The organism is Micropruina sp. (assembly GCF_047606665.1).
Lineage (GTDB): Bacteria > Actinomycetota > Actinomycetes > Propionibacteriales > Propionibacteriaceae > Micropruina.
The window spans coordinates 1-12,069 of the sequence record NZ_JASGEF010000053.1; the positions used below are offsets into that span (position 1 = coordinate 1).

A 12,069-nucleotide genomic window follows, 5' to 3' on the forward strand; every position below is an offset into this window, starting at 1 on the left:
GCAGCTTCTTCGACCGATCGAAGAAGCCGCAGTAGGCGAACCGCTTCCAGCGGTACACCCCGGGCCGGAAGTTCGAGAACCGGACGGGCCCCTCGTCGATGGTCTTGTCGAGATCGATCAGCTCGTCGACATCGATGTCGACGACCGTGCCGATGCCTTCGCAGGCCGGGCACATGCCCAATGGATCGTTGAACGAATAGGACGCCGAATAGCCCGCGGACGGCACGCCCGCCCTGGAGAAGACCAGCCGCAGCAATGGGGCGAGGTCGGTGGCGGTCGCGACGGTGGACCGGGCGTTCGGGGTGAACCGGCGCTGGTCGATCAGCACGGTGAAGGTCAACCCGGACATCGCCTGGACGTCGGGCGCCGGCAGTTGCGGCAACCGGGCCCGCAGGAAGGCCGGATAGGAATCGTTCGCCAACCGCTGCGCGCCGGCCGCGACGGTGTCGAGCACCAGGGACGACTTGCCGGAGCCGGAGACGCCGGTGAAGACGGTCAGCGCCTTCTTCGGAATGTCGAGGCTGACCTCACACAGGTTGTTGGTGGTGGCCCCGATCACCCGGATTCGGTCGTTCGCGTCCTGGTCGTCCATGCCGATGAACCCTAGCCTCGATCCGCGTCGCCTCGGTTCTTCAGCCCTCGGAGAACCGGGCCCTTTCGGCGTCCCAGGCGACGCTGGCTTCGCTTCTAGCGAATGCTGAAGAGCCTGCGGTCCCAGCCGATGTCGACGACCTCGATGGTCGATGCGCCGGCGGCGGACAGCAGCCCGGCCACCCGGTCGGCAGAGCGGATCCCGACGCCGAAGGCGCACCGGGCGAGCAGATCCGCCTCCGCGAACTCCTCCTCGTGCGCGAGCTCGTCGGAGACCTCTTCGACCAGGACGATCTCCCGCGGTCCTCCGCCGAGCAGCGACCGGACTACGGCGACCGCGTCCTCGTCGGCAAGGCGTTCCAGCGCCTGCACCATCAGCAGCACAGTGCCGCCGTCCGCAGGGGGCGTCAGCGGCGCCTGCTCGACCCACTCCAGGCGTCCGGCCAGATCGGGCACCAGCAACTCCGGTTCCACCCCGGCGCGCTGCGACGGCAGGTCCACCACCATCGGCCGGATCCGCGGATGCGCGCGGGCGATCGCGACCACCGCCTCCACCGAGCGCACCCCCAATCCGGCCACCGCGTCGTGCTGTGACCAGTCGTAGCGCTCGGCGATCGACGGCGCCGGCCAGCGGAACAGGTCCTGCTCCGCCCGCCACCAGTCGGCTGCCAGTGCCGGATCGCCGGCCAGCCGGGCCGCCAGGTTCCGCCCATCGGCGCCGACCGCGGCGCGGCCGTCGGCCAGCGTCCCCCGCAGCCCGCCGATGACCAGATCGCGTGCGGCGACGGCACCGTCCAGGTGGTACTCCTGCAAAGAGTGCTCGTCCTCGGCGATCTCCTGGCCGATCGGCCCCAACCCGTAGCGCGCCGGGCCGGCGGCATCGGCCACCTCCTCCAGCACCTCACGGGCGACCAGCACCCGCACCAGCGCCTCGAGGGTGGGCCGGTGGCTGCCGATCGCCTCAGCCAGTTCGTCGAGGGCGGACGTCTGCCCGTCCAGCGCCTCGATCAGCCCGCAGGTGACCGCCGCCCGCAACGCGTACGGCCCGACCAGGTCGGCGAGCCGGTGCAGTTGCTCGTGCACGTCCGGTTCGTCGTCGGCCACGTCTGCAATGTCGTGACCAGGCGGGACGGGGCCGGTGTCCGCGACGGCGTGCCGCTCGCTGCGTCGCCAGTACCCGGTGACCTCGAACTGCTCCCGTGGCAGCAGGCGGTCGTTCTTCAGATGGGTCCGGATCGGCTTGATGGTCGAGGCTTCGCCCGCCACCCACGCGTACACCTGTCCGTCCAGCCAGGCCAGGTTCCGGACGGCGTCTGCCAGCACGCCGGAGGTGCCCGGCGCGGCGGCACCGCGATGCACCCATTGGACGACCGCCAGCGGCCGCTGCGGCAGCGGCACCTCGTACCGGGCGTCCGGCACCTCGATCAGCACCCGCAGCGGCAGGTCGTCCGGCACCTCGTCGAGCAATCGCCCGATCGCCGGGAGAGCGGTCTCGTCCCCGGCGACCAGCAGCCAGTCGATCCCGGTCGGCAACAGCGCCGACGATTTCGGCCCCGCGATCCAGGCCGGATCGCCCACTGCGACGGTCTCGGCCCACCGCGCGGCGGCACCGTCGCCGTGCCGGACGAACTCCAGGTCGAGTTCTCCGGCCACCGGATCCCACCGGCGCGGCGTGTAGTCCTTGGCGTGCGGACGGCCCCCCGGCGGAGCCCAGTTCAAGTGGCCGGGCACCTGGATCGGCGGAACCGGCGCATCCTGGCCGGGACCGGCCACGATCACCTTCACGTGGTCGTCGAAACCCTCGCTGCGCAGCGGCGGCACGGCGATTCCGTCCTCGGTGGAGAAGGCGCCGAGCTGTTCCCCGGTGAGGGTGATCCGGCGAAGCCCCGGGCTCAGGTCGACGATCCTGGCGACCCTCAGGCGTCGGACATTGATCGGGAAGGTCCGCTGTTCGCGGCAGGTACGAGGCATGCAAACTCCTGTGAGCGCTGGCGGGTCGACCCCCACCCTAGGCGGCCGACCGCGCTCGGCAGTCATCGCGGAGTCCTCGGCACCCAACTCAACGACCCGTGCCGAACTCTGCCTTGCACAGGAGAGTCAGCCAGTTTCACCGGCGCACCCGAGCCCGTCCTAGCGTGGCCGCAGATCAGGGCAGAGCCGGCCGTCGGCCTCCGCTCCCGCAGCCCGGCCCACGAGGAGAACACCGTGCCAAGCCCGACGCTCGCCGCGCATTCGGACGGCCGCACCCCGACAGCTTCCGCCGCCTGGCCCACCAGTGCCGCACCACTCTTGCGGGCCTGTCTGCGACGGGCGTCGGGGCCACTTGCCGCCGCGATGGCCTGCTCGATGGTCCGGCAGCTCGCCTTCCTGGCGATCCCCTACCTGATCGGTCAGGCCATCGACCAGGGCGTCGTCGGCGCCGACCTGGCGGCACTGTCCTACTGGTGCGCGGTGCTGACCGTTGCCGTCGTGGTCGAGTTCGTCGGGTTGTGCGGTTGGATCTGGTGGGCCAACGCGTCCGAGATGAGGATCGCCGCCGACCTCCGGGAGACCATGCTCGATGTCGCGATCGGCGCGACACACGGGGCCCGCACCGAAGCCTTCGACGGCGTCGGCGATTTCGTCGAACGGGTGGTCGACGACGTCGACACGGTGCTGCATTGGCTGCACGGCCTGGCCACCTGGATCGTGATCGCGACGACCGTGGTGGTGCTGGTTCCGGCGATCCTTGCGATGGACCCCGGCCTGCTCGCCGTCACCGCCGCCTGTGCCGCCCTGCTGCTGGTGGTGAGCATCGGGTTCCCCCGCGCCGACCGGCCCCGAATGGCGCGCCTCGCCACCGCGCAGGGCCGCCGCAGCCAACAGGTCGCCGAGCTGCTCGCCACCGCGCTCACCGTCCGGGGCTTCGGCGGCCAGCACCGGCTGCTCGAACGGCACCACGCCACCAGCGCCGAGATCACCCGAAGCCGGCTGTCCGTCGCTCGGCTCCGCGCCCTGTGGACGTCCAGCAGCCAGGCCCTGCCCCAGCTCGGCGTCGCCGCCGGCCTGGTGATCGGTTCCTGGTCGGCGCTGTACGGCGGACTCGCGGTGGGACAGATAGCCACCTTCGCGATGTGGATGGGCACCGTCGAACGCGCCACCACGGCCGCCACCAGCCGCCTTGGGGAACACAGCGCAGCCCTCGCCGCCGCGCAAAGGATCGCGGCCGTCCTCCGGCTACGCCGGCAGCCGTCCGGCAGCACCGCCGACGGACGCGGCGGGCCCATGGCGGACCCGACGTCCCCGGACGGGCTCCGGCTCGCCGGTCTCCTGGTCCGCCGCTCCGGGTGGCAGGCCGGACCGGTGCATGCGGCCGTCGAGCGCGGCCACTGGTGCCTGCTGACCGGGCCGACCGGTGCCGGCAAGTCGACCCTGCTGGCCGCCATCATGGGAGCCGTGCCGGCCGACGGGACGATCAGCCTCGACCAGGACGACCTGACCGCGCTGGACGTCGAAGGGCGCGCTCCGGCGATCACCCTCGTTCCGCAGCAACCGCTGTTGTTGCACGGATCGGTCCGGGACAACCTGCTGCTCGGCGCCGGATCGCGAGACGTACCGGAATCGCGGTTGCTGGAGGTCTGCCACGCCGCGGTGTTCGACGAGGTGCTCGCACAGTTGCCGGACGGGCTGGACACCGCCGTCGGTGAACGCGGTGCGCAACTGTCGGGCGGGCAGCGGGCCCGTCTAGCGATCGCCCGCGCCCTGCTGCGGCCGGGGCCGGTGCTGCTGCTCGACGACGTGTCCTCCGCCCTGGACGCCCACACCGAGGCCCAGCTGCTGGCCAGGATGCGTGCGGCGACCCACCGGCACATCGTGCTGTGGGCCAGCCATCGCCCGTCGGTGGCGGACGCCGCCGACCTCGTCCTCGACCTGGGGCGGCTGCGATGACGACGACCCAGATCGACACCGACGCCGCCGATGCCCCGCGTCCCGGGGCCGCGACGCTCTCCGACCGGCCGGACGAGCACCGCATGGTCCGGCGTGCCATGCCCTGGCTGGCGGGCAGCCGGTCCCGCATTCTCGGCTCGGCCGCGGTGACCGCGGCGGCTGCCGGGTGCGGGGTCGCCGGGCTCAATGCCATCGGCACCGTGACGGACGCCATCATCGCCGCCGACCTGCCCGGCGCACTCCGCGGCGCCGGTCTCTTCGCCGTCTTCGCGCTCACCGGCTGGGTCCTTTCGGCCTGGGGCAGCTATCTGGTCGTCGCGGTCGGTGAGCGCGTGGTGCGGACGCTGCGCGAGGCGGCCGCCTCGCGAGTCGCGCACGCCGAACTGCGCTTCCTGGAGACCCATCGCCGTGGTGACCTGCTGCGCCGGATGACCGGCGAGATCGCCAATCTGTCCGACTTCGTCGGTTCGACGCTGCCCGAGCTGCTCAGCTCGGCGGTGCTGCTGGTGGTCACGATCGGTCTGCTGGTCAGCTATTCCTGGCCGCTGGCCGTGGTGCTGCTGGCCACGGCGGTATTGTCGGCGGCGCTGCTGGGCGCCGCCTTCGCGCGTCGCGCCTCGGCGACCTATCAGGAGGTGGCCGCGGCCGAGGCCGGGATGTCGGCGACGGTCGCCGAGGTGGTCGCCGCGCGCGAGCAGATCGCCATGCTGGGGGCACGGCGGCGGGTCGTCGCCCGGTTGGCGCAGGACAACCGGCGGCTGCTGGCCGCCCGGATGACCGAGGTGCGCACCGACCGCTGGCTGAGCGGGCTCGGTCCCGCCGGCGGCCTGACCGTGATCGTCGTCCTGCTGTTCGCGGGCTGGGGGGTCCAGCAGCAGCTGCTCAGCGTCGGCGGCGCGATGGTCTTCCTGTTCGCGTCCCGCTCGGCCTTCTCCGACATCGAGACGCTGGTGCTCGACATCGGCGAACTGCGGGCGGCCCGGACGAGTCTGGCCAGGGTGTTCGCACTCCTGGAAAGCACCTGCCCGACGGTGACCGACGGCGTTCCGCTGGTCCGTGGAGCCCTCGAAGTCGAGGATGTGGGCTACTCATACCGTCCGGGTCGCGACGCCCTGCGCGGTGTCACCCTGCGGCTCGACCCCGGGGAACGCGTGGCCCTGGTCGGCCCGACCGGGTCCGGAAAGTCCACTCTGGCCAAGATCCTCGCCGGCCTCTACCGACCGCACACCGGTCGGGTCCTGCTCGGCGGGACGGACGTCGCCGCGGCATCCACCAGGGACCGGGAGCGGCAGCTCGTCCTGGTGCCGCAGGAGGTCGTGCTGACCACCGGTTCGATCGCCGACAATCTGGCCCTCGCGCCGGGCGTCTCGATGGACGCCGCCGGACGCGCCCACGCCCAGCGGATCGCCCGGAGGCTTGGTCTGGCCGACTGGCTGGACCGGCTGGCCACCGGACTGGACACCCCCGTCGGCGAGAACGGCTCGGCTCTCTCGGCCGGCGAGCGCCAGCTGGTGGCGTTGCTGCGGGTGGCGCTGCTGGATCCGTCGGTGCTGATCCTGGACGAGGCGACCGCGGAGGTCGACCCGGTCACCGCCGGGAGGATCGAGCGGGCCCTGGGCGAACTGTCCCATGACCGGGTCGTCGTCGTGATCGCCCACCGGCCCGACTCGATCGGACGCGCACCGCGGAGGATCAGCCTGGTCGACGGCGTCGTGACCGTCGGCTGAACTTCCTCCGGGCGCTTGGGGGAGGCGCTGATCGGCCGTCGGTCGAGCTTGTCGAGACCTGCTCGTCGGTTGGTCGAGCTTGTCGAGACCTGCTCGTCGGTTGGTCGAGCTTGTCGAGACCTGCTCCTCCGTTGGTCGAGCTTGTCGAGACCCCGTGGCAAGGGGTTTCGACAAGCTCAACCAGCGAGACGCCGTCCTGGTCAGCGCTTCCTCAGCACCAGCGGGCGGTCAGGCGCCGCCCTTGCCGGCGGCTGCGTCCACCAGCAGCGGAACGATCTTTTCGACCACCCACGGGTAGGCGAGCACCGACGGGTAGGCCACGTCGGAGGCCAGGCCGCTCTCGGCGTCCACCACGCCCCAGCGGCCGTCCTTCACCGCAGGAATGGCCTGCCAAAGCTTGTTGGACTGGAGCGCGGACCGCGAGATCACGCCCTCGTTGCCGAACGGGTAGCTGATCAGCAACAGGTCGGCGTCGAATTGGTCGACGTTCTCCAGGCTGACCGCGTCCTTCTTGGCGTTGTAGTTCTTCGCGTTCGGTGCCTTGACCAGGCCGAGATCCTCGAAGACCCCCGCGTCGGCGTCGGAGTTGGACGCGTAGGTGAGCTGGCTCGGGTGGACCACCACGTAGGTGTAGGTCTTCCCCTTCCAGTCAGGATGTTCAGCGGCGGCATCGGTCGCCACCTTGCGAGCGGCAGCGATCACCTCCTCCCCCTTCTCCTGGAGCCCGAGGGCCTCGGCGACCCGGCGGACCCGAGCGTCCCAGGTGAGGGTGTCGATCTCGTCCTTGGTGGAGGTGGTGACCACCGGCGCGATCTTCGTCAGCTTGGCGTAGTCGTCGTCCATCGAGTAGTGGTTGACACCCAGGATGACCTCGGGGTCGGCCTCGGCGATCGCTTCGAAGTCGGTGCCGTCCGTCGCGTCGTAGCTGACCGGATTGGTGATGCCGAGCTTCTTCTCCGCGTCACCGACGTACTCGGAGACGTAGGCGCCGGGGTAGACGGGCTGGGTGACCGGCGTCAGGCCGAGCGCGTAGGCGATGTCCCGGTCCCCGCCCGAGACGACGGCCACCCTGGTGGGACGACTCGGCAACTCGGTGCTGCCCCAGGCGTTCTTCTGGACCAGCGGGTAGATCGAATCCACCGAGCTGCTCGGTGACGCCGCGGTCTGCGACGGGACGGCGGCCGGTGAGCAGGCGGTCAGCAGGGCCGCGACGACTCCCGCCAACAGCGACACAGTGCGCTTCCGGGGCCGGCTCCGGCCGGTGCGGTGTTCGGTTCGCATCTTCTTCCTCCATAGGTGATAGCGGTTGGTCAAGGGATGTCGGGGGCAGGTGCACGGTCGTGCCGGCCGAGGGGCAGCACCAGCGGCCGTCCGGTGACCGGATGGGCGATCACCTCAGCGGCGATGTCGAACACCCGCGCGACCAGGTCGGCGGTGACGATGTCGGCCGGAGGCCCCTGCCCGATGATCCGTCCCTGGGCCATCGCCACGACGACGTCGGCGTAGCGTGCCGCCTGGTTCAGGTCGTGCGAGACCAGCACGATGGTCGTTCCCCGGCTGCGGTTCAGGTCGACGAGCAAGTCCAGCACCTCGAGCTGGTGGGCGATGTCGAGGAAAGTGGTCGGCTCGTCCAGCAGCAGGTAGGGCGTCTGCTGGGCGAGTGCCATCGAGATCCAGACGCGCTGCCGCTGCCCTCCCGACAACGAGTCGACCCGGCGAGCCACCAGATCGCCGCTGCCGGTGGCGTCCAGCGCGTCGAGCACGGCTTCCTCGTCGGCGCGGGTGCGTCGCTGACCGAGGCGCTGGTGCGGATGCCGCCCCCGCCAGACCAGGTCGCCCACCGTGATCGCCTCGGGCGCCCGTGGGGACTGCGGCAGGATGCCCAGCCGCTTGGCCACCTGCTTGGTGGGCAACCGGTGGATGTCCTGACCGTCCAGCAGCACCGACCCGGAACGCAGCCCCAGCAGCCGCGCCAGCGCCCGCAGCAGGGTCGATTTGCCGCAGCCGTTGGGCCCGATCAGCGCGGTGACCGCGCCAGGCAGCAGGGTCAGGCTCAGGTCGGGGATGACGACGTGTTCGCCGTAGCCGACCGCTATCGACTCGGCGCGCAACTCAGCGCCGCCGCCGGCCGTGGTCGCCGGCCCGCGATGCGTCCGGTCGGCGGTCACAGCGCTGCTTCCGTCCGGTCGCGCAGCATCAGCCAGATGAACACCGGTGCTCCGATGACGGAGGTCAGCACCCCGGTCGGAACCGGCGAGATGAGCGGGGCGTTCTGGGCCAGGGTGTCCGCGCCGACCACCAGGACGGCTCCCAGCAGCATGGTCAGCGCCGCCTGCGGGCCGCGCGGCACGAGTCGCGCAGCGATCGGGCCGCAGATCAGGCTCACGAACGCGATCGGCCCGACCACGCTGGTGGTCAGCGCCGCCAGTGCGGCCCCGGCGACCAGGACGCCGATCCGCACCTGCCCCACTCGGGTCCCGAGGCCGCGGGCCAGGTCGTCGCCGAGGCTGATGCCCGCCAGGCCGGGAGCGAACAGCACGGCTGCGATCCCGCCCGCGGCCACCAGCCCCGCCAGCAGCGCCACCTCTGGCCAGGTCAGGCCCGCCACGCTCCCCGTCGACCATCGGGTCGCCATCTCGGTGCCCTGCAGCGACGCCAGGGTGAGCAGATAGGTCGTGGCGGCGGAGGCGACCGCGCTCATCCCGATCCCGATCAGGATCACCCGGTAGGGATCCAGCCCGTCGCGCCAGCTCAGCAGCCCGACCAGGGCGATCATCGCCGTCGCCCCGAGCATCGAAGCCAGTTGCACGCCCAACCCGGCACTCGGGGTCAGCACGATGACGGCGACCGCGCCGACGCTGGCGCCGGAGGAGATGCCGATGATGTCCGGCGTGGCCAGCGGGTTGCGGATCACCCGCTGGTAGAACAGCCCGGCCAGCCCGAAGACAGCCCCGCTCAGCGCCGCACCGAGCGCCCGTGGCAGCCGAGTCTCGAAGACCACATAGCGGGCCAGCCGCCGACCACGCCCCAGCAGCGCCGGCGGGATCTCGGACCAGGCGATGCTGGCCGAGCCGCCCAACAGGATCGAGGCCCCCAGCAGCAGCACCAGGCCGGCCGCCAGGCCGACGATCCAGCCGACGGCGCGCCGCTGGTCGGCACGCCGGGCGGCGCGCATAGCGGCACGCGTCCGCTCTCGGACGTCGCCGCCGGCCCCGACCACGGTCGCTCCCGCCGTCACAGGGTCACCAGATTCGGACGCCGGGCGAGCCAGATGAAGAACGGCGTGCCGATCACCGCGGTGGTGATCCCCACCTCCAACTCGCCGGAGCCGGGTGCGAGGCGTCCGGCGACGTCGGCGCTCAACAGCAGCACCGCGCCGGCGACCGTCGCCACCGGCAGCGAGGCCCGGTGGTCGGCACCGACCAGCATCCGGGCCAGATGTCCGCCGACCAGGCCGACGAAGGCGACCGGGCCCACGCCGGCCGTGGCGGCCGCGCACAGCAGCACCGCGACGCCGGCACAGAGCAACTGCGCCCGACCCACCCGGACGCCCAAGCCGGCCGCGGCGTCCTCACCGAGGGCCAGGATGTTGAGCGTGCGGCCCAGCGGAAGCGCCAGCAGCAGGCCGGCCGCCAGAAAGGGGGTCACCTCGGGCAGCACCTCGGCACGGCCGGTCAGTTGGCCGACCGACCAGAACCGCAGGCTCGCCGCGGTGGACGCGGACCGAACCACCAGCAGGGAGATCGCCGAGGCCAGCAGCGCCGCCACGGCTGCCCCGGCCAGCACCAGCCCGATCGCCGAGCCGCCGGCGGCTCGGGTGCCGACCAGGTACACCAGGGCTGCGGTCGCTCCGGCGCCGAGCAGCGCAAACCAGAAATAGCCGTGCAGATCGCCGATGCCGAAGGCCACGATGCCGACCACGACGGCGAACGAGGCGCCGACCTCGACTCCGAGGATCCCCGGATCGGACAGCGGGTTCAACGTCAGTGCCTGCATGATCAGGCCGGACGCCCCCAGTGCCGCGCCGACCAGCGCCCCGAGCAGGGTGCGGGGGATGCGCTCGGTCCACAGGACGTGCGCGTTGTAGTAGTCGTCGTAGGGATGCAGCAGCACCGAGACGACTTCGGCCGGGGAAATGTCACGAGCCCCGAGCCCGACGCTCAGCACGAGGACGACGAAGGTCAGGGCCAGCCCACCCAGAAGGATCGCGCCGGACCTGGCCAACCGGGCCCGCGGCAATTCCGGTTCCCTGGCCGCCGCATCCTCGCCGTGTCCGCGGCCCGCTCCCGGCCCGTCCGGGAACCACTCGGTGACGCTTCCGCGACGCGCGAACCTCAATGGGATGCCCTCCCGCACCGTGTGAGCTCGCCGGACACCAGCGAACGACGACCGCGACTTAGGTTAGCCTCGCCTTATGAGCGCCGATACAACGGTCTTCTCAGCCGGTCCAACTCACCGAGCAGGTTCCGCGCTGGCGGTCGACCTCCGTCCGAGCGACGCGGGCTTCAGGTTCCTGTCGGACGACGACGTCAGCGCGGAGGGTCACGACGCCCACCGGCACAGCTTCCACCAATTCCTCTTCGTCCCGGTCGGCCGCGCGCACGTCTGCGCCGATGGCACCACCCATCTTCTGTCGCCGGAGTCCGGCCTGTGGCTTCCCGCAGGCGTGTGGCACTCCGCTCGATTCGACCCGGACAGCATGGTGGAGCCGATCAACTTCGAGGCCTCGCAATGGCCGCTGCCGTTCACCACGGCAACCCCGGTGGCGATCACCACCCGGCGCCGCCGCTTGCTGCTGGCCGGCCTGCGCGGCGGCGCGGACCCTGGTGCGACGGTCTTCTCCGCCCTGCTCACGGAGCCTCGGCTGCCGCTGCCGGAGCCTCGCACCGCGGCTGCCCGCGCCGTCGCCGCAGGCTTGCGGGCCGAGCCGCGCTGCCAGCGCACGGTGGCCGATTGGGCCGGCCATCTGCACGTCGGCGCAACCACCCTGAGGCGCGCCTTCGTCAACGAGACCGGGCTGAACTTCTCCGAATGGCGAACCCGGCTTCGGCTGAACCTGTCGGTGGACCTGCTGGCCCGCGGACATCTGGTCTGTGGGGTCGCTCAACAGGTCGGCTTCACCAGCACCAACGGTTTCATCATCGCCTTCCGGCGACACTTCGGGAAGACGCCGAAAGCGTACGCCGAGTCCGAGTTGCTGATCGGCTGAATCCGGGCCCCACCTCCCCGTCCGCGCCGCGCCAGGCCGCCCACAATTCGGCGTGCCGCTGGACAGGGACGCCGAGGATCACGGCTCGCCGTAACGCTCCCGCGGATCGATCAGCGGATAGCCGGGCGCCACCGGGACGGCGATGCCTTCGTCGTAGATCTGCTGTCGGCGGCGGCGTCCGCTCGCCTCGTCGTGCTGCTGCAGCAGCTCGATGATGTTGCCGTCCGGATCGGCGATGTACACCTGCTCGACGAAGTCGTCACGGACCCGGAAGCCGCCGACTCGGTCCATGCCGCGCGCCTGAACGGCGGCCAGCAGCGGCCGCCAGTCATCGACCATGATCGCGATGTGATGCACCAGCCCGGTCTGCAGTTCGTCGGTCTCCCAGTTGGGTGCGTTGTCCCGCAGCCGTCCGGGCGTCTTCTCCCGAACGACGTGGATCTCGGCGTCGCCGAGCCTGAAATAGGCGCCGTGGAAGATGAAGTCGGTCGGCCGGTGGATCTCTTCGAAGCCGAGCAGGTCGACGTAGAACTCCCGTGTCTTGTTCAGGTCGGAGACCACGAACGCCACATGATGCAGGTAGGCGGTGGGTGCCATCACTTCCTCTCCTCGAGC

General features: G+C 71.3%; 9 protein-coding genes and 1 pseudogene. 3 read left to right on the top strand and 7 right to left on the bottom strand.

Features of this window, described 5'->3' with window-relative positions; all coding sequences use genetic code 11:
- A pseudogene (locus QM619_RS12650) lies at positions 1-592 on the bottom strand (excinuclease ABC subunit UvrA); the annotation flags it as partial.
- A 95-nt stretch (positions 593-687) separates the two neighbouring features.
- Entirely contained in the window at positions 688-2,562 is a 1,875-nt protein-coding gene (locus QM619_RS12655) for an SIP domain-containing protein (protein WP_415109104.1), read from the bottom strand.
- Between the two features lie 234 nt (positions 2,563-2,796).
- Between QM619_RS12655 and QM619_RS12660 the strand changes: the two genes are divergently transcribed.
- Positions 2,797-4,518, top strand: a complete 1,722-nt coding sequence (locus QM619_RS12660; RefSeq protein ID WP_415109107.1) for an ABC transporter ATP-binding protein — start codon at positions 2,797-2,799, stop codon at positions 4,516-4,518.
- Positions 4,515-6,245, top strand: a complete 1,731-nt coding sequence (locus tag QM619_RS12665) for an ABC transporter ATP-binding protein (RefSeq protein ID WP_415109110.1) — start codon at positions 4,515-4,517, stop codon at positions 6,243-6,245. The genes QM619_RS12660 and QM619_RS12665 overlap by 4 nt, the downstream gene beginning before the upstream one ends.
- 228 nt (positions 6,246-6,473) lie before the next feature.
- Here QM619_RS12665 and QM619_RS12670 read toward each other — a convergent pair whose 3' ends face one another.
- The 4 genes from QM619_RS12670 to QM619_RS12685 are packed head-to-tail and all read right to left on the bottom strand — an operon-like array spanning position 6,474 to position 10,583.
- A complete protein-coding gene (locus QM619_RS12670) occupies positions 6,474-7,526 on the bottom strand; it encodes an ABC transporter substrate-binding protein (RefSeq protein WP_415109113.1) in 1,053 nt (350 codons plus the stop codon).
- A gap of 29 nt (positions 7,527-7,555) precedes the next feature.
- Positions 7,556-8,413, bottom strand: a complete 858-nt coding sequence (locus QM619_RS12675; protein ID WP_415109116.1) for an ABC transporter ATP-binding protein — start codon at positions 8,411-8,413, stop codon at positions 7,556-7,558.
- A complete protein-coding gene (locus tag QM619_RS12680) occupies positions 8,410-9,483 on the bottom strand; it encodes a FecCD family ABC transporter permease (RefSeq protein WP_415109119.1) in 1,074 nt (357 codons plus the stop codon). Before QM619_RS12680 ends, QM619_RS12675 begins: the two co-directional genes overlap by 4 nt.
- Positions 9,480-10,583 carry a FecCD family ABC transporter permease gene (locus QM619_RS12685; RefSeq protein ID WP_415109122.1) on the bottom strand — a complete coding sequence of 368 codons (1,104 nt, stop codon included), beginning with the start codon at positions 10,581-10,583 and terminating at the stop codon, positions 9,480-9,482. Before QM619_RS12685 ends, QM619_RS12680 begins: the two co-directional genes overlap by 4 nt.
- A gap of 76 nt (positions 10,584-10,659) precedes the next feature.
- Here QM619_RS12685 and QM619_RS12690 point away from each other — a divergent pair, with 76 nt between their 5' ends.
- Entirely contained in the window at positions 10,660-11,454 is a 795-nt protein-coding gene (locus QM619_RS12690; RefSeq protein WP_415109125.1) for an AraC family transcriptional regulator, read from the top strand.
- Between the two features lie 78 nt (positions 11,455-11,532).
- Here QM619_RS12690 and QM619_RS12695 read toward each other — a convergent pair whose 3' ends face one another.
- Positions 11,533-12,051 carry a VOC family protein gene (locus tag QM619_RS12695; RefSeq protein ID WP_415109128.1) on the bottom strand — a complete coding sequence of 173 codons (519 nt, stop codon included), beginning with the start codon at positions 12,049-12,051 and terminating at the stop codon, positions 11,533-11,535.
- Between the last annotated feature and the right edge of the window lie 18 nt (positions 12,052-12,069).

Bases quoted from the DNA above. Each gene is read 5' to 3' on its own strand.
- QM619_RS12655 (WP_415109104.1), bottom strand. From the start codon at position 2,562: ATGCCTCGTACCTGCCGCGAACAGCGGACCTTCCCGATCAATGTCCGA.
- QM619_RS12665 (WP_415109110.1), top strand. From the start codon at position 4,515: ATGACGACGACCCAGATCGACACCGACGCCGCCGATGCCCCGCGTCCC.
- QM619_RS12670 (WP_415109113.1), bottom strand. From the start codon at position 7,526: ATGCGAACCGAACACCGCACCGGCCGGAGCCGGCCCCGGAAGCGCACT.
- QM619_RS12690 (WP_415109125.1), top strand. From the start codon at position 10,660: ATGAGCGCCGATACAACGGTCTTCTCAGCCGGTCCAACTCACCGAGCA.
- QM619_RS12695 (WP_415109128.1), bottom strand. From the start codon at position 12,051: ATGGCACCCACCGCCTACCTGCATCATGTGGCGTTCGTGGTCTCCGAC.